The 24,790-nt window shown below is 42.7% G+C and carries 28 protein-coding genes and 1 tRNA gene; 13 read left to right on the top strand and 16 right to left on the bottom strand.

Going from position 1 to position 24,790, the window contains the following annotated elements; all coding sequences use genetic code 11:
- Positions 1–22: 22 nt before the first annotated feature.
- From PLF31_00895 to PLF31_00905, 3 genes are all read left to right on the top strand, one after another.
- The gene (locus tag PLF31_00895) at positions 23–1,345 is read left to right on the top strand and encodes a hypothetical protein (GenBank protein ID HRH26015.1); all 1,323 of its coding nucleotides are present in this window, start codon (positions 23–25) and stop codon (positions 1,343–1,345) included.
- Positions 1,346–1,818: 473 nt separating this feature from the next.
- A complete protein-coding gene (locus tag PLF31_00900) occupies positions 1,819–2,919 on the top strand; it encodes a hypothetical protein (GenBank protein HRH26016.1) in 1,101 nt (366 codons plus the stop codon).
- A 56-nt stretch (positions 2,920–2,975) separates the two neighbouring features.
- The gene (locus PLF31_00905) at positions 2,976–3,575 is read left to right on the top strand and encodes a hypothetical protein (GenBank protein HRH26017.1); all 600 of its coding nucleotides are present in this window, start codon (positions 2,976–2,978) and stop codon (positions 3,573–3,575) included.
- A 135-nt stretch (positions 3,576–3,710) separates the two neighbouring features.
- Here PLF31_00905 and PLF31_00910 read toward each other — a convergent pair whose 3' ends face one another.
- The 9 genes from PLF31_00910 to PLF31_00950 all read right to left on the bottom strand — a co-directional run bounded on the left by PLF31_00910 (position 3,711) and on the right by PLF31_00950 (position 10,989).
- Positions 3,711–3,986 carry a hypothetical protein gene (locus PLF31_00910; GenBank protein ID HRH26018.1) on the bottom strand — a complete coding sequence of 92 codons (276 nt, stop codon included), beginning with the start codon at positions 3,984–3,986 and terminating at the stop codon, positions 3,711–3,713.
- Between the two features lie 30 nt (positions 3,987–4,016).
- Positions 4,017–4,406 (bottom strand): hypothetical protein, encoded by a 390-nt coding sequence (locus tag PLF31_00915; GenBank protein HRH26019.1) that lies wholly within the window; start codon positions 4,404–4,406, stop codon positions 4,017–4,019.
- 86 nt (positions 4,407–4,492) lie between these two features.
- Entirely contained in the window at positions 4,493–5,221 is a 729-nt protein-coding gene (locus PLF31_00920) for a pilin (protein HRH26020.1), read from the bottom strand.
- 18 nt (positions 5,222–5,239) lie between these two features.
- Positions 5,240–5,689: a pilin gene (locus tag PLF31_00925; protein HRH26021.1), complete on the bottom strand. Its 450-nt coding sequence runs from the start codon at positions 5,687–5,689 to the stop codon at positions 5,240–5,242.
- 10 nt (positions 5,690–5,699) lie between these two features.
- Complete coding sequence (locus tag PLF31_00930) at positions 5,700–7,004, bottom strand: extracellular solute-binding protein (protein ID HRH26022.1); 1,305 nt, start codon at positions 7,002–7,004, stop codon at positions 5,700–5,702.
- 10 nt (positions 7,005–7,014) lie between these two features.
- A complete protein-coding gene (locus tag PLF31_00935; GenBank protein ID HRH26023.1) occupies positions 7,015–7,569 on the bottom strand; it encodes a class I SAM-dependent methyltransferase in 555 nt (184 codons plus the stop codon).
- A 7-nt stretch (positions 7,570–7,576) separates the two neighbouring features.
- Positions 7,577–10,051 (bottom strand): DNA gyrase subunit A, encoded by a 2,475-nt coding sequence (gyrA, locus tag PLF31_00940; GenBank protein HRH26024.1) that lies wholly within the window; start codon positions 10,049–10,051, stop codon positions 7,577–7,579.
- Between the two features lie 18 nt (positions 10,052–10,069).
- Positions 10,070–10,324, bottom strand: a complete 255-nt coding sequence (locus PLF31_00945; protein HRH26025.1) for a hypothetical protein — start codon at positions 10,322–10,324, stop codon at positions 10,070–10,072.
- Positions 10,325–10,341: 17 nt separating this feature from the next.
- The gene (locus PLF31_00950) at positions 10,342–10,989 is read right to left on the bottom strand and encodes an MBL fold metallo-hydrolase (protein HRH26026.1); all 648 of its coding nucleotides are present in this window, start codon (positions 10,987–10,989) and stop codon (positions 10,342–10,344) included.
- A 169-nt stretch (positions 10,990–11,158) separates the two neighbouring features.
- Here PLF31_00950 and PLF31_00955 point away from each other — a divergent pair, with 169 nt between their 5' ends.
- Positions 11,159–12,265: a S1 RNA-binding domain-containing protein gene (locus PLF31_00955; protein HRH26027.1), complete on the top strand. Its 1,107-nt coding sequence runs from the start codon at positions 11,159–11,161 to the stop codon at positions 12,263–12,265.
- 315 nt (positions 12,266–12,580) lie between these two features.
- Here the strand turns inward: PLF31_00955 and PLF31_00960 are convergent, their stop codons facing one another.
- Positions 12,581–12,712 (bottom strand): hypothetical protein, encoded by a 132-nt coding sequence (locus PLF31_00960; GenBank protein ID HRH26028.1) that lies wholly within the window; start codon positions 12,710–12,712, stop codon positions 12,581–12,583.
- An 18-nt stretch (positions 12,713–12,730) separates the two neighbouring features.
- Here PLF31_00960 and PLF31_00965 point away from each other — a divergent pair, with 18 nt between their 5' ends.
- On the top strand, positions 12,731–13,234 hold the full coding sequence (locus PLF31_00965; protein HRH26029.1) for a hypothetical protein: 504 nt from the start codon (positions 12,731–12,733) through the stop codon (positions 13,232–13,234).
- 74 nt (positions 13,235–13,308) lie between these two features.
- On the opposite strand, the gene pth is transcribed toward PLF31_00965, so the two are convergent.
- Entirely contained in the window at positions 13,309–13,923 is a 615-nt protein-coding gene (pth, locus tag PLF31_00970) for an aminoacyl-tRNA hydrolase (protein HRH26030.1), read from the bottom strand.
- Between the two features lie 94 nt (positions 13,924–14,017).
- Between pth and lepB the strand changes: the two genes are divergently transcribed.
- The 7 genes from lepB (at position 14,018) to PLF31_01005 (ending at position 19,986) form a co-directional block, all read left to right on the top strand.
- A complete protein-coding gene (gene lepB / locus PLF31_00975; GenBank protein HRH26031.1) occupies positions 14,018–14,572 on the top strand; it encodes a signal peptidase I in 555 nt (184 codons plus the stop codon).
- Between the two features lie 24 nt (positions 14,573–14,596).
- The gene (locus PLF31_00980) at positions 14,597–15,784 is read left to right on the top strand and encodes a His/Gly/Thr/Pro-type tRNA ligase C-terminal domain-containing protein (GenBank protein ID HRH26032.1); all 1,188 of its coding nucleotides are present in this window, start codon (positions 14,597–14,599) and stop codon (positions 15,782–15,784) included.
- A 49-nt stretch (positions 15,785–15,833) separates the two neighbouring features.
- Positions 15,834–16,076 carry a 30S ribosomal protein S21 gene (locus tag PLF31_00985; protein HRH26033.1) on the top strand — a complete coding sequence of 81 codons (243 nt, stop codon included), beginning with the start codon at positions 15,834–15,836 and terminating at the stop codon, positions 16,074–16,076.
- A gap of 11 nt (positions 16,077–16,087) precedes the next feature.
- Positions 16,088–16,498 carry an rRNA maturation RNase YbeY gene (gene ybeY, locus PLF31_00990; protein ID HRH26034.1) on the top strand — a complete coding sequence of 137 codons (411 nt, stop codon included), beginning with the start codon at positions 16,088–16,090 and terminating at the stop codon, positions 16,496–16,498.
- A complete protein-coding gene (ftsA, locus tag PLF31_00995) occupies positions 16,470–17,642 on the top strand; it encodes a cell division protein FtsA (protein ID HRH26035.1) in 1,173 nt (390 codons plus the stop codon). The genes ybeY and ftsA overlap by 29 nt, the downstream gene beginning before the upstream one ends.
- A gap of 91 nt (positions 17,643–17,733) precedes the next feature.
- The gene (ftsZ, locus tag PLF31_01000) at positions 17,734–18,987 is read left to right on the top strand and encodes a cell division protein FtsZ (GenBank protein HRH26036.1); all 1,254 of its coding nucleotides are present in this window, start codon (positions 17,734–17,736) and stop codon (positions 18,985–18,987) included.
- Between the two features lie 15 nt (positions 18,988–19,002).
- Positions 19,003–19,986 carry an FAD-dependent oxidoreductase gene (locus tag PLF31_01005; GenBank protein HRH26037.1) on the top strand — a complete coding sequence of 328 codons (984 nt, stop codon included), beginning with the start codon at positions 19,003–19,005 and terminating at the stop codon, positions 19,984–19,986.
- Positions 19,987–20,032: 46 nt separating this feature from the next.
- Here PLF31_01005 and PLF31_01010 read toward each other — a convergent pair whose 3' ends face one another.
- Positions 20,033–20,716, bottom strand: a complete 684-nt coding sequence (locus PLF31_01010; protein HRH26038.1) for a hypothetical protein — start codon at positions 20,714–20,716, stop codon at positions 20,033–20,035.
- Positions 20,717–20,827: 111 nt separating this feature from the next.
- Here PLF31_01010 and PLF31_01015 point away from each other — a divergent pair, with 111 nt between their 5' ends.
- Positions 20,828–21,265 carry a hypothetical protein gene (locus tag PLF31_01015; protein HRH26039.1) on the top strand — a complete coding sequence of 146 codons (438 nt, stop codon included), beginning with the start codon at positions 20,828–20,830 and terminating at the stop codon, positions 21,263–21,265.
- A gap of 10 nt (positions 21,266–21,275) precedes the next feature.
- Here the strand turns inward: PLF31_01015 and PLF31_01020 are convergent, their stop codons facing one another.
- From PLF31_01020 to PLF31_01035, 4 genes are all read right to left on the bottom strand, one after another.
- A complete protein-coding gene (locus PLF31_01020) occupies positions 21,276–22,190 on the bottom strand; it encodes an FAD:protein FMN transferase (protein HRH26040.1) in 915 nt (304 codons plus the stop codon).
- A complete protein-coding gene (locus PLF31_01025) occupies positions 22,187–23,731 on the bottom strand; it encodes an FAD-binding oxidoreductase (GenBank protein ID HRH26041.1) in 1,545 nt (514 codons plus the stop codon). The genes PLF31_01020 and PLF31_01025 overlap by 4 nt, the downstream gene beginning before the upstream one ends.
- A 5-nt stretch (positions 23,732–23,736) precedes the next feature.
- A complete protein-coding gene (locus PLF31_01030) occupies positions 23,737–24,327 on the bottom strand; it encodes an HD domain-containing protein (GenBank protein ID HRH26042.1) in 591 nt (196 codons plus the stop codon).
- Positions 24,328–24,329: 2 nt separating this feature from the next.
- Positions 24,330–24,416, bottom strand: a tRNA-Ser gene (locus tag PLF31_01035).
- Positions 24,417–24,790: the final 374 nt, after the last annotated feature.

Below are 24,790 nucleotides of genomic sequence, written 5' to 3' on the forward strand. Positions count from 1 at the left end.
AACGTGGTATAATACACGAACTATGATACAGCGAGCAAAACAATACACATTTATAGCAATAACCGCTCTCACAATCGGTGCTATTTCCTTTCCATTTAATGCATTCGCTCAAACACCAACTGGAACACCCGTTTCAACAGGAACAGGCGCAAATACTGGTACAGGAGTTTCAACTGGATCTCGCGTAGGTACAGGATCTTCTGTAACAACCGGAACAAACGCACAAACTGGTTCTCGGGTAGGAACTGGATCAAACGTCTCAACAGGATCACGGGTTGGTACTGGATCTCAAGTAGGCACAGGGTCACGTGTGAACACAGGCTCATCTGTCGGAACAGGTTCTAGTGTCTCAACAGGTTCAAGAGTTGGTACAGGTACATCAGTTGGAACGGGTTCTAACGTATCAACAGGATCACGCGTAGGAACAGGCTCTTCTGTTTCTACTGGTTCAAGCGTTGGGACCGGATCTTCTGTAACAACTGGAACAGGAGTAAATACTGGATCTAATACTAGAACTGGAACAGGTGTTTCAACCGGTTCATCAGTTGGAACTGGAAGCTCTGTAACAACAGGCTCAAATACAACAACAGGTAGCGGTGTCACAACAGGATCAGTTGCAACAACCGGAACAGGTGTGCGAACCGGATCAAGCGCCCAAACAGGATCATCTGCTCAAACTGGTTCTCAAACGCAAACAGGATCAGCTACCAACACTGGATCTGCTGCAAACACAGGAACAGGTGTAACAACAGGTTCTCTTGCTTCAGCTGGTAGCGGAACTCAAACTGGATCACGTGCTGATACAGGTTCTTCAGTATCCACAGGTTCTCGTGTTTCTACCGGATCATCTGCTAACACTGGCTCACGCGTTGGAACTGGAAGCTCAGTATCAACTGGCTCACGAGCAATCACAGGTTCATCAGTAAACACTGGTTCTCGAGTTGGAACAGGCTCTAGCGCATCAACAGGATCACGAGTAACCACAGGATCTTCTGCACAAACAGGTTCAGGCGTTCGAACAGGATCTCTTGCTCAAGCTGGTAACTCAACAAACACAGGTTCACGAGCAACTACTGGTAGCTCTGCAACTACTGGATCTTCTGTAACAACAGGTTCACGATCACAGACTGGTTCTGGTGTACAAACCGGATCTACTGCAATCACTGGCTCACAAAGCCAAACTGGAACAGGCGCAATTACAGGATCAGGCACACAAGCCGGATCTTCATCACAAGCGGGTTCAAACTCACAAAGCGGCTCAAAAGCTACCACAAGCACACAGAACGCCTCACAGAGCACTTCTACGAGCGGATCTGGTGTAATTCTCTTCATCGATCAACGGTAATTTAACTCTCGTTTAAATTCCATAGTTTTACTAGACAGCCCAGAAACGGCCTTATGTATGGCCGTTTTTTACTTGACAAAGCACCTATTTGGTGATATAATAGTATACAGATAGTCAGCCGTGCTTGTTGCATGGCGTTGACATAGGAATAAACAAAAAACAGGGCGTACGCCCAGGAGTTTGACATGTCTGATGATATTCACAGTTTTAGGGTAAAACCCGCAAAGCCAAGGTTCGTTCCTTCTAGGGTTGTAGGACAACCTTCGCAAGAACGATCGAATCCGCTTGAAACACCTACCCCGTCAGAATCTGGAGCACCAAATGTTCCCCCGCCAGTTGACGCAGATCAGTTGATTGCGCGCAACCGTCGGGCGAAAAGAATGTGGACTATCTGCTTCTTATTAGTGACCTTCATCTTTCTGTATGTAGTAATCCAGCTTTCCGTTGGACGGTTTCTTGGTTGGCTAACAGACATGCGCACATTCGCATGTGTTGTATGTGCATTCTTTGGCGCTCTTGCTGTGTATGTGTGGTTGTACGAGCATTTTGTTGTTATGAATGATAGTGACACTATGATTCAGACAACAAACACACTTGCAACCTTACTACCAGTTGACGCTGATAGATCAAGGATCATCCAAACTGCTCATGCTGGTGGACACACCTTCAAGAGTCCATTCGACATCATTGAACCAAAAAATATTGCTGACATAGACACCATTACTCTCGACTACAAGTACGGAAGTACTCAAGGAAAGAAAAACAGTGTCAAAGTCAGAGGTTCAACTGTATATCTTGCATGGGAAATGTCTTTCAGAGCGTTTGTGAAAAATGCAACAGCATTTTTCCAAAACAAATTGGAAGGCATCAAAGCAACTTTGAGCCGAAATGCTCAGAGTTGTAACGCGGGAATCCTCGCCCATCTTTCTGACATTGATGCAAGTCAAAACCTTGCACTTATATCAGAGATGGTAATGTGGTGTTTCAGACCTACACAGCGAATGATTGAAACCGGGAAAAGACCCTCAGAATCACCAGAAAGGACAACTCAAACAGAGACCGATCAACTCACCCGAATGATTGATCGACTTCAGGTCGATCCTGCTGATCGACAATACGAAAGAGGCATGACGAAGGAGTCCATAAAGGCAGGTTTAAAAACCACCCTACTACAACTTCGTAATAGCTACTACAGTACAATGGTTGATTTGGGTGTCATTATCGAATCATATTCGATTTATGACCTGGACCTTCCTGTCACACGACAAAAGATCCAAACCAATCGAGCAAGTATTGCAGATGTTAAATACCAAACAGCCGAACTCCTGGGTTTGACAAGCACCAAACATGAAGGTGGTTGGGAATATGAGTGGTACATAATGTCCACTGATCCAGAAAAGGCAGGCATACTGCAAGAACGCTTGATTTTGGTTGCGCAGATGCTTGGTGTGGAAAACCTCTTTACCATCAATTCAAAGGGTGGAAAAGGTGGAAGTCCATTCGTGATGCCAGGAATGCACCAACCGAGCAACTCAGATAAAAACCCGAGTGAAGACCCGGACGATGTCAACTAACAAGAAGGAGTTTCGTTGTGACAAACATAACCGAGACCCACACGTACAAAAAGATGATGGCAAATAAGAAATCGATTATTACAGCACTCTTAACGATTGCTGCTCTAATCCTTGTCATCCCGACCTTGATCAAATTCAACAAGTACCTTGAAGGTATTGGGGGAGATAGTGTAGCTACGGTACTAAAACCAAGTGTTGAACCGCCAAATCCGAAAACTGGCACACAAATACCTTCCAGTACCGTCATAAGCACAGGAAAAGCTGTCGGAAAATTCTTCGATGCGGTTAAAACCCCACGAATTATGGTTCCGGCGAACTTTCTAGAAGCAGAGTCAGACGACTTGTTTCTTCCAGCTGATGGTGGTTGGTCAAGGAGTTATGAGATCAAACGTAAGTACTCGTATGTTGAATACTTGGCTGCGTGTGACCTCGAGGCAGAAATGACCGATCATCAAGGTAACGTAAATCTGGTTCGTCTAAATCCATCGTTGAACAATGATGAAATCAACGCTCAACTGTGGATCAGAGGCAGACCTACGGCATATAAGTATGTACGTGTGCGCTATCCTGACGGAAAGCCGCCCACACTAACCACCATGCCAACTGATCCCGTTAACCTTAAGCTGCAATTTCGGTATCTACAGCCAGTAAAATGACTGTAGGGACATAAGAAAGCAGCACGTTTATTCCTATCCAACATGTTCTTACAAGGCCGCACGTACCAACGCGCGGCTTTTTTTATACAAAGAAAAACACCGGTTGCCCGGTGTTTTTCTTAAACCAATTTCTTGTTAGATAGTCAGTGTTTGTGGTCTTTGATCTTCAGGAATCTTAAGCGTATTTGAGATGAATCCCATAATGGCGAATACGCCGATCATGATAACTATCCCGATAATACTCCACAAAATATGTCTTGCTCCCTGTCTGCGATTTTCATCACCTTCAGAACCAATCCAGTATTTGTAGACTCCCCAGATAAAGTACAAAACTGCTAATCCAAACAAGATTATGATAAACGGATTAATGTACAGATCAATGACCCGATACAATAATTCCGTTGGTGTCATAATAGCTTATTTTGATTTTCTACTACCCTATTAGTTTCCTACAACGTTTGTCTGTCCAATTGTTGGAAGATTCACTGTCTGTGCTCCGTTCAAACCAAAGAAGTTAAGCAAGAAGTTTACGAGTGCCCAGATACCTACGAGTACTGCGATACCAACAACTCCGTAGATCATGAAACCACGTGCATCTGCTCGCTTTTCTGCATCACCCTCAGCAAGAACGTACTTGATGATGCCCCAGATGAAAACGATGATTGCAACTACTGCTAGCAAACCAATAACGGTGTTAGCGATAGCTGTAAGGTTTCTTACAAGATTCTGAACATTTCCTAACTGCTGTTGATTGGCTTCTACAATCCCTGCAGCTCCAAAACCCACGAGCATAAGTGTCGCGAATACTGGAAGATTTACTAATTTTTTCATTTTTACTTAATTACTATTAAAGCCCTCCTATCATTGTAGCCATAAAATGGCTATTTCATCAATAGCCATGTGGATATCCTTGTGTGCTAGTTACCCGTTGTGTTTGTTGTTCCACCTCCTGTTTGACCATTAGAATTTGTTGGACCGCCACTATTTACAGTTGAGCCACTACCTTGTGTTCCAGTATTTGTTTGGGTACTTCCAGAGGTTTGAGTGGTTCCAGCACCAGATGAGCCAGACACTGTTGTACCAGATGTAGTTTGAGTTGTTCCATAGCCGGTTGATCCTGATACCTGTCTTCCAGATTGAACTGACTGTGTTGAGAACTGTGCATTTCCAAAGCTTCCACTTTGAGTTGCAGTCTGAGTTGAACCAGTTCCGGACCGAGATGTTTTAAATTGGGGTCCCGCAAATTCTAGACCAAGCAAACTAGTTACAGTTTTTACTATTCCCCACAGTCCAACAATAACCACAAAGGCAATAATTCCAAACAACAAATACCACGATCCCTCTTTTAATCTTTTTGGATCACCAGAGGCGTTGATATATTTGATAACTCCCCACATAAAAACCACAACACAAATACCCGCAAGGAGGATAATAATTGGATTAAAGAGTCCGATTATTGCATAAAGAAGGTCAGTAAGCGTTCCGTCTTGGAAGGAGAAGTTGCCGGGATTTGTGGGTTGAGGGTTTGTCGGGTTTGGATTAGTTGGTTGTGGATTTGCAAATACAACACTTGATAGTCCAACAAACATTACTATTGCAAGTAACAGTGCGGACACATATTTAATTTTGGACATTATTTTTTTCATTATCTGGATATAGTTACTTTAATTTTCACACGTGTTGTTGATAGTAATAACATCACGATCCATAAACTGATTAATAGTGTTGATTGCAAACTGAACAATCACCCATGATCCAAGAATAATAGCAGTACCAATAATTGTGTTTAAGAAGGTCTTGCGTGCCGCTTTGAGTTTTTCTGGATTTCCTTGTGCTGATACAAATTTAAAACCAGAATAGATAATAAAGAGACCTGCCACAACTGCAAGGAGATTAATTGCAATTCGAAATATGTCATATACCAAACACTGTAGAGAATCTGCTTTGAGGGGATTTGTAAACACAATATCAAAACCACCCGGGCTAGTTGGTTGTGGGTTAGGTGGATTTGGATTAGTCGGTTGTGGGTTAGCACTTACAGGAACCGCAAGTGATGCTCCGATTAAAACAGTGAGTACTATTGTTGAGACAAAAGACGTAAGAAACTTTTTCATATGATGTAAATTAATTTCCGTAGAGGTTATCAATCCTATCTCCTGCTCGGCTGATTGACGCTGACACCGTGTACCTTCCAGATGTAATATCAGAAATCATATCTGTAAGAATAATCGATGATTGTCGTGGGTTTGGATCCAACCAGTCACGTGAATAATATGCCGAAGAATAAAATACTGGACCAAGTGCGTCTGTTGGACTAACTGAGAGAATGTCTCGTCGAACTGGTTGATATGAAAACATTTTGTCAGCCGCACGACCTGCTGAAGCGGTGGCTCCTGACCAGGTCAACCCAGCTGCTAAGGCTTCTGCAGGGTGCCCTGAACTTCGTGGAATGACTAATACGTACATCTTTCCATATGTAGCATTGAATTGTGCATTATCTGTCTGTGGGACAAATGCTACATCAAAATCTAAGTTTGGATTCTTGCTCTGAATATCTTTATACTCAGACGCTAAACCGAAATAAAATACCAAGTCTCCAGAAACAAACATGTCTTTGCTTTCAGGAAGCGAACGGTTCCATGTATACACATCCTTTGAAGGATTTGAAAATTCAAGATAAAAATTAAGCGCTGAAGCCGCCGGGCTTTCGTTACTTTTTATACCAATCTTATCTTCAGTAGCCGCATACTTACCTACTGGAAATCCAAGTTGTGTAAACAACGAAGAGAGGATGTATTTAAAATTAAACACATTATTTGCCTCTCCAAATGGTACGGTGCTTTGTGTGACAGTTAGTGAGTTCACCTTTTCTGTTAACGATCGTGAGAGTGCATAAAATTCAGACCAACGCTGTGGCGGAGCAGGAATAAGTGCTTGATCAAGAATCGATCGGTTGTAATACATTACTAACGGATCTATAAAAAGAGGAATTCCCTCGATACCGTTTACTGTTACAAGTTGCTCAGCACCAGGAAAGAATGTGTCTCTAAACTGACGTTCTGGGAAGTTAGCAAAAGGAATAGGAATAGTTTTTCCACGAAGTGAATACAGCATTTCATACGGCACAATCAAAGCATCAGGTGACTTTCCTGTAGCAACAGCTTCAAGAAGGGTGTTGTATAAAGTATCTTCTGATACTTGGGTGTAGCCAACATTTGCAAAATAGTTTGGCTTACCTCCCTCATTATTATTCATCCGAGAAATGGTGTTCTCATCAACGGTTCCCCACACAGAAACCCTAACATCATTTGTTTCGTTACCACCACCTTGCCCACCGAGCGCAAGAAAGATGACTGCAAGCACAAGTACTGCACCACAACCAATATAAAAGAATAATTTAAACCTACTAATTCCTAATAAATTTCCCATTGATTATGTTCTATTTCGTAAAAATAATACCATAGTGGTGACTACCAGCTTCAAACGACCGGCTATAACTAAAGCCAGCTCCAGCAATTAATGTTTTTGCCACTTCTTCGGAAACCATATGCTGTGGAGCTGGACCAAGTCCGCCAAATGAATCCTTCCACTCCATGAGTATTAACTGTCCATGAGGCTTGAGTATCCTTGAAATTTCTTTAAACAGTGCCTGTTTGTCATCGATAAGAAACAGTGTGTTTGAAAGAAAGGCAATATCACATGATGCGTCTTTTAATTTCGTACCTCCGTGTCGTTCGAGATCACCCCAAATGACTTCAATGTTTCTTCTCCCTGACTTGTTTGCGTTTTGCTGAAGTGTCCCGACAAGCTCTTTTTGAATTTCAACCGCATACACCTTTCCTCGATCACCTACTATTCGAGCAAGTGGAACAGTAAACACGCCCGTGCCAGCACCAAGGTCAGCGACAATAGTACCGACTTGGATTGGTAAATTTGAAACTATTGTTTCAGGGTGAGCAAATGCACGAGTAGATTGAGACTGTTCTATTGACATGCCCTAATTAAAGCACGACCGCAGCAGCAAGCGCATCCCCATCGCGCAGTTTCATAATGCGAACACCTTGAGTCTGTCTTCCAAGAGACGGAATTTCAGTGCTGTCCACTCGAATCACCTGACTCTTCTTAGACATTGCAACAAGTTCTGCATCAGGATCAGAGATAACTTTTGCGTTAATGATCTTTCCAGTCTTTGATGTAACGTCAGCAGTCTTGATACCTGATCCTCCACGGCCTTGTACCTTGTATTCCTTGGCAGCTGTCTTTTTTCCGTATCCATTTTGTGTAACCACAAGGATCTCAACATTCTTTGCATCCTTCTTAATGACGTCAGCTGCAATAACTGCATCATCCTTATCCACACTCATCGCACGCACCCCAGCAGCTGCGCGTCCCATTTCTCGGATATCATCTTCGTCAAAACGAATTGATTGGCCACCTTCGGTAACAACAGAGACAGTATCTCCCTTCTCAACAAAAACAGCTGAGATGAGTTCATCTCCTGAAACAAGCTTGATTGCGATGATGCCGTTTCTTCGCACATCGTGAAATGCTTCAGCTTCAGTTTTCTTTCCAGTACCGTTTTTGGTAATGAGCATGAGAGAAAGGTCGCTCTTTTTGAGTTCCTTTGGCATAGCTAGGACCGATGTAACTTTTTCACCTTGTTCAAGTGAAATGTAGTTCATGATCGACTTACCCTTTGTTGCACGGCGCCCTTCTGGGAATTCGTACATCTTGATTTGGTATGCCTTTCCACGGTTTGTGAAGAAGAGTACGTCGTTATGTGTTGAGGCTGTTAGGAAGTGTGTGACAAAGTCTTCTTCCTTTGTATCAAGATCAACCACCCCAACACCTCCACGCTTCTGCTTTCGATATTCTTCTGGAGCAGTTCGCTTTACGTATCCACCTGATGTAAGCACAAGGATAGTTTCTTGATCAGGTACCAAATCTTCGAGTGACAATTGTTTTGCTTCACCCTTGATGATTTTTGTACGACGCTCATCACCGAATTTTTCTTTAATCTCCGCGAGTTCCTTTGAGATAACCTGACGAATCTTCTTGTTGCTTGAAAGAAGTTCCTTAAGTGCTCTGATGAGTGCCTGTACCTCAGCGAGTTCTTCTTCGATTTTCTTTCGCTCAAGACCAGCAAGTTTCTGGAGACGCATTTCAAGAATTGCTGTTGCTTGTCTCTCTGAAAACTTAAACTCCTTCATGAGCGCAGCGTGCGCAGCCGGCACGTCTTTTGATGCACGAATTAACTTGATGATTGCATCTATATGATCCAGAGCTTTCTTGAGACCCAATAGAATATGTTCTCGTTCTTCAGCTTTTCGAAGATCAAATTCTGTGCGACGTCGAACTACAATTTCACGGTGCGTGATGAACTCTTGAAGTACTGTCTTGATTGAAAGTGTCTGTGGAACACCGTGAACAAGCGCTACGAGGTTGTAGTGGAATGTTTCTTCGAGCTGTGTGTGTTTGTATAAATAGTTGAGAACCGCTTGTGGATTTGCAGAGCCCTTAAGTTCGATCACAACGCGAATGTCAGACGTTGATTCATCTCGCATTTCTTTAATTCCTTCGAGCTTTTTATCTCGAACATGGTTTGCGATGTTTTCAATGAGGTCTGACTTGTTCACACGGTATGGGATCGAAGTGATGACAATCTGGAATGATCCAGACTTTGTTTCAATAATTTCAGCTTCACCACGAACAACGACACCACCTTTTCCAGTACTTGATGCATGCTTGATATCGTTTGCACTAAAGGCAATACCTCCTGTTGGAAAATCAGGGCCTTTAATAAATTGCAACAAATCTTCAGTTGATGCGTCGTCGTTATCAATCAAATGTTGTGTCGCATCAATAACCTCGGTGAGGTTGTGTGGAGGAATGTTTGTTGCCATTCCCACAGCAATACCAAGAGTTCCATTGAGTAGCAGGTTTGGAACTGCAGTTGGCATAAGGGACGGCTCACGCTTCGTTGCATCGAAGTTTGGCTTCCAGTCAACAGTTTCTTTTTCAATATCTCGAAGTATTTCAGCAGAAAGACGGCTCATTTTTGCCTCGGTATACCTATATGCAGCTGGCGGATCACCGTCGATAGAACCGAAGTTACCTTGTCCAAGTACAAGAGGATATCTAAATGAGAATGGCTGTGCCATCTTAACCATTGAGTCATAGACAGCAGCATCTCCGTGCGGGTGGTAGTTACCAAGCACATCTCCAACTACTGTTGCTGACTTACGGAACTTTGCTGTCGCAGTCAGTCCCTTTTCGTGCATAGAAAAAAGAATACGGCGGTGTACTGGCTTTAATCCATCGCGAACATCAGGAAGTGCACGCGCGGTGATAACCGACATCGCATAGTCGAGGTATGAGTCACGCATTTCTTGCGTAATACTTCGAGAAACTACCCCTCGTTCTCCTTCTGGTCTTTTATATTCTTCTTTTGGTGTATCGTTCTGATTTTTTTTCATACGGGAGCTATATAACTACTATCGTGATCGTGTGCCGGTTGCAAACGCACCAATTCCGGCAGCGACATCACTTTGAACGACTGACAAATTCGCATTGTCTACTCTATTTCCATCCTGGTCAATGACAATTACCGCGTTATCTGTATCACTTGTGAATGGACGGACCGTAAGCCACACACCTAAAATAAGCGCGGTCACGAAAAACGACACCACAAGACCGATGGCATGCTTATGATGATCTGGACGCTGTCTCAAACGATGGATGATACTCATATGTACGTATTATACAGTTATGATTGCGAGATAACGATAACCTGACTCTCTTTTCCCTCTAGATCCTTTTTCTTGATTGTGAGTTTGTCTGTCTTTTGTGGATCTTTTGCTCCAGCCTCTTTAAGGAACGCTTCAAGTGACCCCTTTTCTCCAAGTGCACACGGTACGATTGCTTTGGCTTCGAGTGCAACCGCAAGAGAATATGCATCCTTTGGAGATAGTGCGTCAGCTCCTGCGCTGTCCACTGGAACAATCAACAGATCAACTTCTTCAATTGCTTCGTTTGTCTCAGCTGGAAGCTCTTTGTCTGATAACGCACCGAGGATACAAATATTAATACCATCGAGTGTAAATGAATAAATGGTGTTAATACGTTTTTTTGCTTCCTTTCCAGAGTCATATGATGAGTACGATGGAAGTCCTCGAATGAATATCTCCTTATACTCATATTCACCGGGTCCTGAGATCTCAAACGGAACCGTTGAGCCGTGGGTAGCCTGTTCAACACCATTCCAATCAGGGTGTTTAAGTGATGAAAGGACCACATCTGCTCCGAACTTTGATATTTTAAATCGCTTCGAGTCTTTGCTTGGTGGATTAACAGCAATAACTACCTGTCCATGCTGTGCTTTATAGCAACCTCCTCCTTGGTACGTAAGAATCATGCGCGGATTATAGCAGTCCACTGGCCTGTTTACAAAATCCACTTTTCAAGATATTATGTTCTAATCTCTGGAAACAGGGTTTTTTATTTAATAAGTCTATAACTTCTGGAAGTATCCTCACTACGACCTACATTCTGACGATGTGTAGTGAGCCTCCCAGCCAAACAACATGAGCGAATCAACAACAGTCGACCCAAAAGTCGAAGTAAAAAAGGATACCCGAATGATGGCAGCCTATCTTGAAAAGGTTACCGCTTCTCCACAAATTGGAGATATGGTTGAAGGTCCTGTTATCAACATTGAAAAGAGCGCCGTATACGTCGATCTCTTCCCTTTTGGTACTGGAATTATTTACGGACGCGAATATATCGCTGCCCGCGACATCATCAAGAAACTCCCTATCGGAGACAAGGTAAGCGCAAAGATCGTCGATATCCATGAAAAAGATGGTTATTACGAGCTTTCACTTAAGGAAGCTAAACAAGCTATTGTCTGGGGTGAAGCACTTGAAGCTGTTAAAGAAAAGCGCCCTCTTGAAATTGTTCCGACAGAAGCAAACAAAGGTGGACTTATCATCGTATGGCAAGGTATCCAAGGATTCCTTCCTGCCTCACAACTTAAGGCTGAACACTACCCACGTGTAGCTGACGGTGACAAGGACAAGATCCTCGAAGAACTTAAGAAGCTTGTTGGTCAGCGCCTTATCGCAACAATCATCAGTGCCGTTCCTAACGAAAACAAACTTATCTTCTCCGAAAAGGTTGGTGGTGAAAAGGAGAAGGAAAAGATTGTTGAGAAATACAAGGTTGGTGACACACTTGATGGTGAAATCACAGGCATCGTTGATTTCGGAGCATTCGTAAAGGTTGAAGAAGGACTTGAAGGACTTGTTCACATCTCAGAACTCGACTGGTCACTCGTTGAAGACCCTCGCCAGCTATACCGAGTTGGGGATCGAGTTAAAGTGAAAGTTATTGAAGTTAAGGATGGAAAGGTTTCTCTTTCTATCAAAGCCCTCAAGCCGAACCCATGGCAAGACGCTGCAAAGAAGTATAAGAAGGACTCAGTTGTTGAAGGAACAATCATTAAATTCAACAAGTATGGTGCCCTTGCTTCTATTGAAGAAGGAGTAGCTGGACTTGTACACGTTTCTGAATTCGGAAACGACGCAGGACTTCGAGCAGCACTTGAACTAGGTAAAAGTTACCAGTTCAAGATCACATCTTTTGACGCTAAGTCACAGAAGATGACACTCTCATACGGACAGGCTAAATAACATATTAAAACCCAAACAAAAAACACGCAGCAATGCGTGTTTTTTGTTTGGGTTAATTCATATATAGGTTTGTTGGTATATACTTGACATATACTTAATTTATGATATAATACACTGCAGAGTTTCAGTGAGGATCCGTTTACCCCCCCTATCTCCCGAAAGGAGACTCACATGCAGTTCACCTGCAAAGCTGTTGGTCAGAGCTATTTCAAGAAGGTTATCGCGGGCATGGTCAAGGCAGGATACGCGCTGGTCTCCAATGTGGAGATTAACAGCTATCAGATGCCATACCACGTTCCGGCGACCTTCGCCCGATCAACCAACCTGTTCTTTCACATCATCGGTAAGAGTGTCCTGGTTCATCTCCATTACACCGAGAACGACACGAACGATACCTGGGAGCGCCAATACGGAAACGTCAAGGGTCTTAACAAGGTCATTGGCCATTGGGAAGTTACCTTCTGGGTGCAGTATAAGCCTTACGAGGCAATCTTGAAGATGGCGCCCCAAGGATTAAGCTTCGATGAACGAGACACTTGGCTCGACATGATCCCTTTAATTGGGAGAAGTTGTGAACCGTTGCCACATGGCGATTTCGAGATTCGCGGTGGTCCAGGCTGGTGTAGCGATAGTTCGGAGGTTCACGGAGGTGAAATCTGTGAAACGCTCTACCCAAACACGCTTCCTGGTCCTTGCGATCCAGAAAAACTTGTACGCACTGTCACTGAGATGATCAAGCCCACACTGCCATTCGTAGACAAGCGGCCAATTCAGAGATTGTACGTCGGCTCATTTGCCCCAACGTACATCTTTAATGGTCAGAATAACCACAGCAACGAGCACCGGCAACAACAGCTGGAAGAATTGTTCTGGTCGCGAATGGATGTTTCGTACTTTCGACGTTTAGTGTACAAACCCTGGGGCACAAGTCTCTTTGTCCACGAATGTCGACTTCCACAAATCCGATGACGTGTAAACTGTTTTATTCCAACCCACATTAAATGGGGACCCCCAACTGAAAAGTTGGGGTTTATTTTTTATATTTAATTAAACTTATTCATCGCAACCTCCCTTCCTTCAGCAAGGAGTGTTCCGAGCGCTTCGTGGATCTTTTTTCCAACCTTTTTTAATGCCGTAAGTTCATCAGCAGAAAAATCTTTAAGGATATGTTTCTCAACCCTTTCCGCTCCAACTGGTTTTTTAACTCCTTTCGCTCCTACCGGAGAAATTCCAATGCGAATACGAGTAAACGCTTCCGTTTTAATTGCAGAGACAATTGAAGCAACGCCATTGTGACCTCCCGCACCACGATCAAAGGAGAGTTTTATCGTTCCAATACCCAAATCAAGATCGTCATGAAGCACAACAAGCTTTTCAGCTTCAGCTTTTGTTTTTACATATTTCTTAATTGCACTTCCTGACTTGTTCATAAACGTCTCAGGCTTCACAGCAAGGATGGGAGTAGATTTTTTCTTTGATCCAGCGGACTCGGGAGTGGTAATTGAAACCTTTGAGATAAGGCTATCTGACATAGAATCACTCTTCCATTCACCCCCTTCCTCTTTAACGATCGCATCAAGTACGATTCGTCCTGCGTTATGGCGAGTTAGCTTATATGGATCGTCTGGGTTTCCAAGCGCGGCAACAATATATGGCATGGCGGTATTGTACAGCTAAATCGGTAAAAAGAGTGGATAAGTACCCTATTTTAGGTAGCTTGTATTTGGGTAAAATCTGTGGTACAATTGCGCCATGGAAAAGACCACGAATTGGCTTTTTGAGCTTATAAAGAGCGCTATTTTCGCAATTATCCTCGTTGCTATTGTTCGAATGTTCATTGCACAACCGTTTGTGGTTAGTGGTCAATCAATGGAACCTACATTTGTAGAGCACGAGTACATGATTGTTGACCAACTGTCATACAAACTATCAGATCCCAAGCGTGGTGATGTGATCGTATTTAAGTACCCAAAGGAGCCTTCTACGTACTACATTAAGCGCATCATTGGCCTTCCAGGTGAGACAGTATCTATGACAAATGGTGTAGTAGTCATCACCCCTGTTGAAGGCAAAGCATTTACACTTCCCGAAGAATATATCGTAAATAAAGACCTACGTGAGGTAGAGCAAAAGGCAACCCTTGGCGAAGGTGAATACTTTGTCCTGGGAGATAACCGACCAGTGAGTTCTGACTCACGTATCTGGGGAGTGCTCCCAAAAGATAACATCATTGGAAAGCCATTCGTAAGTGTATATCCATTTTCGAAACTTGATATCTACCCCGGGAGCGAACGATACTCGAATTAATTTCTAGAAACCAAAATTACATATATGCAGTCAAAATCTTCCGTACGCGGCAAGAACACTCGTTCAAGCGGCAAAAAAACAACCAAACCTCAGAGCAAAAATCCTGTCGCACGAGCGCTAGAATTTTTCGGTTTCACTGAACTGAACTTTGCTGGATCAAAAGACATCCAACAGATTGCACAACGCATCATCCCAATTGGCACAATTTCAAAAACAGAGGCACAGACTCGTAATCTCCATAGAATAGCTGCTATTCGACACGCCGAAACTCACGGAGTACAAGGTGCACAACCACTGCTTTCATATACTGTTTCTGAAAATACTGTAAAGAAAACAACAACATTCCATATTGATATTATCGGTATCCAACGTGGAGTAGCTGAAGCACTTATGATTGGTGCAATCAGTTCAACTCTCAAGCGTCTTAATGTTGAGACATGCACATGGAAACTCAATTGCACAGGTGAGAAAGACGCGTACACAAAATTTGTACGCGACGTTGGTAACTACTTTAAAAAGAACATGTCTGAGCTCACTGCTCCAGCACGTGAGGCATTAAAACAATCTCCGCTTCTTCTCCTTGCAAACCCTCCAGTATCAATGGAAAAACTTGTTGCGGAAGCCCCTCAAAGCATCAACTTCCTCTCTGAATCAAGCAGAGAGTACTTTAAAGAAGTTCTGGAATTCATGGAGTCTACTGATTGCATGTATGAAATTGATAACTCACTGCTTCCTGCATTTGAATATGAAAACGGACTTCTCGCGAAACTAGAGGCAGAGGATAATAAGAAAAATGTCATCACCGCTTCACTCACTCGATATTCAGCTCTAGGAAAATTGATGCAGAGCAAACGCGACCTCCCTGCTGTAGGAGCAAGCCTAACTGTTCCAACAAAGCTTCTTGCAAAAAAACCTTCAACAAACCGAAACCACCCACCGCTTTACATCATCCACGTTGGACCTGATGCACGAAAACGCACTCTTTCTCTCCTTATGGAACTTGAAGATGCTGGTATCCAGGCTCTCCACGGTCTTCTTAAGGACAAACTTGGCTCTCAAATGATGAACGCTGAACAACTAAAAGTTGAGTACATCCTCCTCATTGGGCAAAAGGAATTCGTTGAAAAGAACATTATCGTTCGAAATACCGTTAACCGCTCAGAAAAGGCCATACCACAGAACGATATCGTTAAATACATCAAGGAGCTGTAAATTATTGCGCAAGATAGGCCTCTATGATAGGCTTGTATTTCATTACAATATGATTCACGTAGAAATTAAAAAGGGAGCAAATGAAAGCGGACTTAGCACGCTTAAGCGCTTTACCCGAAAAATGCAGAGTGCTGGTGTCGTAAACCGCGTAAAGTCTATTCGTTACGCTGAACGCGACCCATCAACATACGTTCGAAAGAAGCACGCTTTGAAGCGAATTTCTCGCCGAGCTGATACACTTCGATTGATCAAACTTGGAAAGGTCCAAGAGCGAACGTACGGAAGACAATAATCCCCTACTCCATGAATCTTTCATGGGTAAATACTACACGGCGCGAAACTCCATCGTTGCCGTATGAGGAAATAAAAATTGCAGCTGTCGGTGCGAAGCCCGAGGTATCTTTAGCGTTTGTTGGTGATGTTCGTGCAAAAGCATTAAATGTTGAACATCGTGGAAAATCATATGTTCCAAACACATTAAGTTTTCCTTTTGATAATGATGGTAGCGGAGAAATTTTCATAAATTTAAATCAAGCAGAGCGACAAGCGCACAAGTACGGAATGTCGTACGAAGATTTTGTTGCCTTTTTATTCATCCACAGTTTGCTTCACTTGGATGGTTTGGACCACGGCAGTATAATGGAACGCAAAGAGCGTCAACTATTACGACGTTTTATTAAAAGTAATGTCCAAAATCGTCGCTTGCGGAATTGATATAGGAACTCACCAAATTAAGGTGATGGCGTGTGAGCGCAGTGTGGAAGATGGCCGACATGTGCCTCGAATCATTGGCACAGGATTTAGTGAATCACGTGGACTCCGTCATGGATACATCGTTAATGTCCAGGAAATTACTCATGGTATTAGAGAGGCGATCGCTCAAATACAAAAACATGCTGACGTTGAAATAAAGAAAGCATTTTTGGGTATTGGTGGTGTTGGCCTTACATCACTAGTGCACCAAGGAAGCATTATGATTTCTCGTGCTGACGGTGAAATCACAGACCTTGATGTTGAAAAGGTTCTTAAGGTATGCGAAGAGACCCTTCCCTCTCACCACACGATTAACAAGCGCATCCTCCATACTATTCCCATCTCATACAAAGTAGACGGAAAAGTAATCCTCAGTCGTCCACAAGGATTAAAAGGAGCAAAACTCGAAGCACGTGTACTCTTTGTATCTTGCGTCGATCAACATTTGAACGATCTCGTTGAAGCATTGAATAACGCCGGACTTGAAGTTGAAGATGTCATGGCGTCCCCACTTGCAGCAAGCTTAGTCACACTTACAAAAGCTCAGAAAATTGCTGGCTGCGTCCTTGCAAATATCGGCGCTGAGACAGCTTCTATTGTTGTCTTTGAAAATAGCGTACCAATTTCACTTGAAGTGTTTCCAATTGGTGGCATTGATATAACTCACGATATTGCACTTGGCATGCGTATTCCGATTGACGAAGCTGAGAGTATTAAACGTGGAAAGAAAGAACATAATTTTCCAAAGAAAAAACTCGATGACATCATTGCTGCACGTCTCACAGATATTTTTGAGCTTATCGAAGCGCATTTAAAAAAGATTGGGAAAAGCGGACTTCTTCCCGCTGGAGTAGTTCTCACTGGTGGAAGTTCTGGAGTTACCTCAATTGAAGACATCGCAAGAGCCACCCTTAAACTTCCTGCACGTACTGCAAAGAGTATAAATATCAAAAACGAAAAAACAGTTCAAGATTCATTTTGGTCAGTTGCATATGGCCTTTGTCTCTTTGGAATTAACCATGAATCAGCTGAATCGCTTGGTATGCGAGTATTTGAACCAATTCGAAAAGGATTCATTGAGTGGATTAGACAATTTTTGCCATAAAACTTCGAAATAAACTAAAAAAAAGTCAATATTGTTGGCTGTCATTTAGCTATCCTCTATGGTATAGTCAACGCATTAATCTAGTCACGATATGCCACAAGTAAAACCAGAAGTTGAAGCATTTGCACGAATCAAAGTGCTTGGCGTTGGAGGATCCGGAAAGAACGCCCTTAACCACATGATTAACTCCAAAGTTAAAGGAGTTGATTTCATTGCAGTTAATACAGACGCTCAAGATCTTCATAATTCTCTTGCTACTAAAAAAATCCATATTGGAAAGAATGTGACAAAGGGTCTTGGTGCTGGAATGAATCCTGAGGTTGGAAAGCGAGCAGCAGAAGAAACTCAGGAAGAAATTCGTGAAACTATCAAAGGCGCAGACATGGTCTTCGTTGCTGGTGGAGTTGGAGGTGGAACATTTACTGGTGCTGGTCCAGTAGTTGCACGTCTCGCAAAAGAAATGGGCGCACTCACTATTAGCGTCGTTACAAAACCATTCACATTTGAAGGACAACAGCGTATGCGTAACGCTGACCTCGGTCTTGAAGAACTACGGCACGCAGTTGATGCGCTTGTTGTTATTCCTAACGACAAGATTCTCGCCGTCATTGGAAAAGATACAACTGCCAAGAATGGATTCGCACTTTGTGATGAAGTCCTAAAACAAGCTGTTGAAGGTATTTCAGACTTGATTACAACTCCAGGATTCATTAACGTTGACTTCGCTGATATCCGAGCCATACTTGAAAACGCAGGATCAGCACTTATGGGTGTTGGAACAGCAACTGGTGAAAAGCGTGCTGAAGAAGCTGCACGAGCGGCAATCAACTCTCCTCTTATCGACCTTTCTATCCACGGAGCAAAGGGCGTACTCTTCTCTATCGCTGGCGGTGATGACCTTACTATGTTTGAGATCCAAGATGCTGCCAAGGTAATCACTGAATCAGTTGATCCAAATGCCAAGGTGATCTTCGGAACTGTATTTGATACAAAACTCAAGAAAAACGAAATCAAGGTTACTGTTATTGCATCAGGATTTCCTGATTCAACACCACGAAAGACACTCTTCTCTAGCGCAACAAACGCAGCAATAAATACAAACGCTGGAATGCCTGCTCCCGATGATTCTGATGACCGAAACAAAGGCCGTATCTTTAATTCAATTTTCAACAATCAATCACCTTCACAAGCTAGCAACGCTGCATCACAACCATTTCCTTCAGCTTCTTCTCGCATTGAAAAGCCTGTAGAAAAAATCGAAGAGAAAAAGCCTCGTATTGAAGATGACGAGGATGATGACTGGGGCGCAATTCCTGCTTTCCTTCGCCGTTCGAAAGTTAAATAATATTAAATTCTTTTCATGACGCTTGATCTAGTGATCATTGGTGGTGGACCTGCTGGCGTAGGTGCGGCAGTTTATGCTGCTCGAAAACGATTACGCACTGCACTTGTAACTCCACATTTTGAGGGTCAGAGCACAGTCTCAGAGAAAATTGAAAACTGGATTGGTACTCCAGAAATATCAGGAGCAGAACTTTCAAAACAACTCCAAGCGCATGCAAAAGCGTACGAGGGTGAGTGGCTTGAGATTATTGAGAAAGACAAAGCAACATATGTCACCCGTAAACGCGGGGCTTTTGTCGTAACTACACAAGAAGGAAAAACTCTTGAGACTCACGCGGTACTCATTGTTACTGGTAGCTCACGAAGAAAAATTACCGTTCCAGGCTCAGACCGTTTTGAAAACAAAGGAATCGTATATTGCGCATCATGTGACGGACCACTATTTGCTGGAATGGATCTGATGGTAATTGGTGGAGGTAACGCAGCATTCGAAACAGCAATGCAGCTTCTTTCATATGCAACAACAGTAACTATCGTGCACCGTAGTGAAACATTTAGGGCTGATGCAATTACAGTTGAAAAGGTACTGTCGCACCCAAATATTCGAATCATTAAGAACGCAGAAATTGTTGAAGTAAAAGGAACATCATTTGTAGAAAGCGCTATCGTCAAAGACGTAAAGACTGATATTAAAAAAGAAATACCTGTTAAAGGAGTGTTTGTAGAGATTGGATCAGTACCGAACACAGATCTTGCAGCTGACATTGTAAAGCGCGATGAGTATAACCGCATAACTATTAACGCGCGCAACCAACGCACATCAAGAGCTGGTATCTGGGCTGCCGGTGACTGTACTGACGCACTATTTCAACAAAACAACATTGCAGTAGGTGATGCAATCAAAGCAGTGGAAGACATTTTCATGTGGGTCAAACACCACGAACACCACAAGAATTCACCTGAGAGTACTCACTCGGAATCAACAGAAGAAACACAGTAAACAAAAACACCTCCAATTGGAGGTGTTTTTGTTTACGAGAAACGTATTAGTTTTCTTCTCGAAGACCATGGAGGAATCGTGCTGCTTCTTCCTTACCACCTAGACCAAATGCAAGGGCCAGTGCAAGCACTATACCTGCTGTAAGGATCTGGATAAGCTCAGGAGCAATACCAAGTTGCAAGAGTGCTGCCATCACTGAGAAGGCAATGATTGCATACTTTGCAATTGAAGCTAAACGCTTACGATTCTTTGTGTTGACCTGTGACGCCTGGAGAGAACTTTCAACAATCCTCGAAGCGAAACTAGATGCAACAAGTCCGATTGTCAGTATAACTACCGCTACGAATACTTGAGGGATGTAGAACAATATCCTGCTCAAGAAGGCTGTAATCTGTGGCAGATTCAAGATATCTGATGCTGCCATGAGCGTTGCAATAATAATGAGCCACTTTGCGATTTCACCTAATGCCCCTGAAAGGAGTACATACTTTGATCCCGCGTGTAACTTTTCATTAATACCAGAGCGACCAATGAGGTCGTCTACTTTTGTCGCCTTAACAATTTTCCGCACAATACTTCCGATGAGAGACGCGATCAGGACGCCAAGTATGACGACAATGATTGCTCCCACCACCTGTGGGACATATACGATGAACTGGTACGCAACCTCTTGGACAGAGGTAAGCATAACATCACCGATATTTCTGAAATAACCGATTGTTGGATTCATATGCCGTTATTTATTTTATAAAGGCTCAATGTTTGATGCGATACTATACTGTACTCCCGTAGTAATTATACTCCTGGAAAAAGATAGGCAAGCAAGGTAAAATGCATAATAATGAAAAACAATACACCTAAGATAGTTGGAATTGTTGTTGCTATTGCAGTTGTTATTGCATCAGCCGCAGCGTGGGCAGTTGGAAGAAATGATGAAATGGGCCCGGTCAATGAGTCTCAGCCAGTAGCAGATAAGCGAAAATACGAAGATGGTACATACGGAGCTACAGGACAGTACGTCTCTCCTGCTGGAGCCGAAGAAGTTGGGGTAACAGTTACCCTCACAAACGATGTCATTACAGACGTGAAGTTTGAAGGAAAAGCTGAAAACCCAGGAAGTGTGACAATGCAAGGAAAGTTTGCAGAAGGATTCTCGTCACTCGTTGTTGGTAAGTCAATCGACGAAGTATCTCTTAGTGTTGTAAATGGTTCATCTCTCACACCAAAGGGCTTCATGGATGCGCTTGATAAGATCAAGGCAGAAGCAATTCGAGCCTAATACACTCTCTCTACGCAGTGAAAATTTCTCCGGTAAATCCCGGAGATTTTTTTACTTGTCCTTTTGAATTGACTATGCAACATTCAAAGGGATCATTTGGTAATGCTAGTGCTAACTCTTCAGGAGAAACGAAAAACAAGCATGTTGCCAAACCATCAGCTAATCGTGCTGTTTGAGCAACCGTCCAGACAGCAGCGATTTCACTTGGTGACGTTAGGGTATGTGGATCAACGACATGATGAACTCCTTTCCAGGCTCTTCTGTTAATTGCTGAAGCACACACCGATCCTTGGGTAATTTCAATGACTCCAATAACTTGTGTTGGGTCAGTTGGGTGTTCCATGCCACAGCGAAGTAGATGACCGTCACCTTCATAATATATATCCCCACTTCCATTCACCAAGAAGCGTTTAATACCCCTTTCTTTAAGAAACAGTGAGATCTGATCGACGAAATATCCCTTGCCTAAAGCCCCAAAATCGAACAAGGAAGGCTGTACTATCTCTATGTGGGTAGAATCAACCATACGCACTGACTCAGTTAAATCAGGCACTATTCGGATCTCATCTTTCCTTTCAAGGGAGTAGTCAGCATCGTACCCAAAATCGCTGATTGCATACCCAACTAGTGGGTTAATTTTTCTACCACTTGGTTCGTACAATTTTTTATACACCTCGAGCATTTCCATAAATTCTCTTTCAACTTCAAAAATACCGATCTTTCCGGCGATCTCCCACACAAATGAATCCTTCTTAAAACGAGAATATGTCTGATCAAACGTATTTGATCGAAGAACAATTTCATCTTTGAGTTCTGTCACCGCTGACTCAGAAATTTCATCCCAAATGGAAATCTCCCAGCTTGTTCCCATCGACTGGTATGAAAATATGTGTGGAGTATTTGGATTTTTTACAGGTTCGATCATGCAAATCCCGGGAAGTAATCAGTCTTAATATTCTTGCGCGGTACACCCATTCCACGAAGTAGCTTTTTATACGATGTGACCATTGCATCAGGTCCCGAGAGATAAAATACCCGCTCTGCATAATCCGGTACTTTATTCTTAATCATGTCAGGAGTAATAAACTCAACCTCAACTGGAAATCCTCCAGGCACTCCCTCCTTCTCATTTACTAAATAAACCGATCGGAGATTTATTCTTTGTGCAGCTTCGGTAAGTAGATCTTTGTATGCAATTTCTGCATATGTTTTGTTGCTGTAAAAGAGAACGACATCTCGTTTCTCATCTGTATCGAGTATGTATTTGATCATACTTCGAAAAGGAGTGATGCCAATTCCTCCTGCAATAAATACTAATTTTTTATTTGCATCTTTTGGGAGAATAAAGTCTCCTGCCAACTGCCCTGCAAGTATTGTCTTTCCTTCTTCTAAAGCTCTGAGATTTTGCTTAAACGAACTTGATTGCGGTGCAAACTTTACACCGAGTTTAATATCGCCCTCTGTTGGTGATGATGCGATTGTAAAGTATCTGCGCATTCCTCGCATATCAGTTCCTTCGTGAGGAAGTGTCCACTCTAAATATTGACCTGCTTTGTAGCTAATTGGTCCACTGATACTCGCGAAAGAAAACTGTCGGGTATCTTTTGCAATCTCTTTTGCATTGTTGAGTGTGAGTATTAGTCGACGCTTGAGGTTAAAGAAGTATGAAAATACATTTCCTACAAGTAATGCAAACTCTGGCGTTCCGTAAATTGTAAATAGCCCTAGGTTAAGTGCCAGTGGCCAGCTACTTAACGCACCCACAAGAGCACCGTATGCAATTCGCTGATTTCTCTGTGGAGGAGTTGTAAATGGCTCAGTAAGCATAATTGTAGCCATGAAGATTAATGGCCACGAAGCATACAATTGTGACAAGTAATCAGGTACAGAAAAATTAATTGTTATCGCGTATATAGAAGCCACCCCAACTGATGCGAGAATACATGAGAGTACCAATGAAAATCGTCGTATCTTTCGGACCACAAGAAATCCAACTACGATTGCAACTGGAAGTAGGTATATGCTTCCAACCCACCATGTTGCTGCAGCAAACGGTGTAAACCCGAGTACAAAAGCTGCAAACGCTGCGGGGTTAAAAATATGTCTCTTTTTCCAGGCAAACACATACTTCGAAGCCATTGCGATAACCCCAGCAAGAACAAGTGCAATTGCGTCTCTACCAGACGACATTGGAGAGATAATCAGAAACAAAATTCCACCAGTAATGAACGCAGACTCACTATTCATAACAGCACCCACGATTTTCGAGAACAAGAAATTCGCCACACAACACGTAACAATCACAATTGTTGCTGAAAGTACCAATGTTGGTCCGCTATACGAAAGCACCCCGAAAAAACCAAGGAGAATTGCAATTGCTGCGATTGCAAAAACTGCGTACATCGTTAAGCGATACATCGCAATACCGTTTAAAAATCGATCAATATAGAATAGTGGTGATTTCATAAAAATTACTTAGGGAAATATTTCAATGGATCTTTTTCAATAATAACAATTATTTGCTCAAATAAATCCATCACTTCACTACCTTCTTGTATCTTATTCCGCTTGTTTTCAAGCAAGTCTTTGAATGCCACACCCACTGCTTTCCATGTTCTCCCTTCCATAATGAAATTGGTTAGTACTGGAGCTAATTTATCTAAGGAGTGCACAAATATACTTTCAGGATCCTGTTGTAACTCGTACTTTGTAATTGTTGGGTGCAAACTTACAAACTCTGGGAATTCTCTTTCAATCTGTAATTGTGCCTCTTTTTCTCTTACTGCTTTTGTTTCTTTTGCTTTTTCATCAAGAAAATATGTGTCTCCGGCATAAATTTCCACCAAATCATGCGTGAGACAGTATTCAAATACCTTTTGCTTATCCAGTTTCAAATCCAAACTATCAATCAGGTACCACGCGAGCATTGCAAGAGAATAGCTATGCTCAGCATCATTCTCATTTCTTTCTACATTTGGTACGTGCATGATGCGCTCAACCAACTGAAACGCATGCAAAAACTTCATGAATTTAACTGTTTGATCCAGTTGTGGCTTTTTCATTGCGGAAGAGGTGGGATTTGAACCCACGAGGAGCTTTCACCCCTGCCGATGTTCGAGATCGGTGCTTTCAACCACTCAGCCACTCTTCCTATAACTATTGCATCCTAGCATTTCAGCAAGGTATGACAAAAGATAAAGCCCGTCACATGACGGGCTTTATGGTGTACGTAAACTAATGGACACCTACAGGCTTGGGAACATAGCGCTTTCGACGACGCTTTGCCCCAGGCAGTGCAGTATCGTTCCTTTCACGTGTCCAACTTGTGGGATTTTGGAACAAGGGCAAGGTTTTATCCTTACCTTTTTTAGATCTCTTCGCCATAATCCTTCCTTTACCTCAGTTGAGGTTGTTATGAAGTAGATGTAACCTTCCGAATAATAGTGTCCCACTATATTACGAATATGTCAAATCTATATTCAACCCTTTGATTCTAGCCTTGGATTATTGTATAGTGTTCCCTGC

Source organism: Candidatus Paceibacterota bacterium (assembly GCA_035438625.1).
Taxonomy (GTDB): Bacteria; Patescibacteriota; Minisyncoccia; order Phycocordibacterales; family DAORIS01; genus DAORIS01.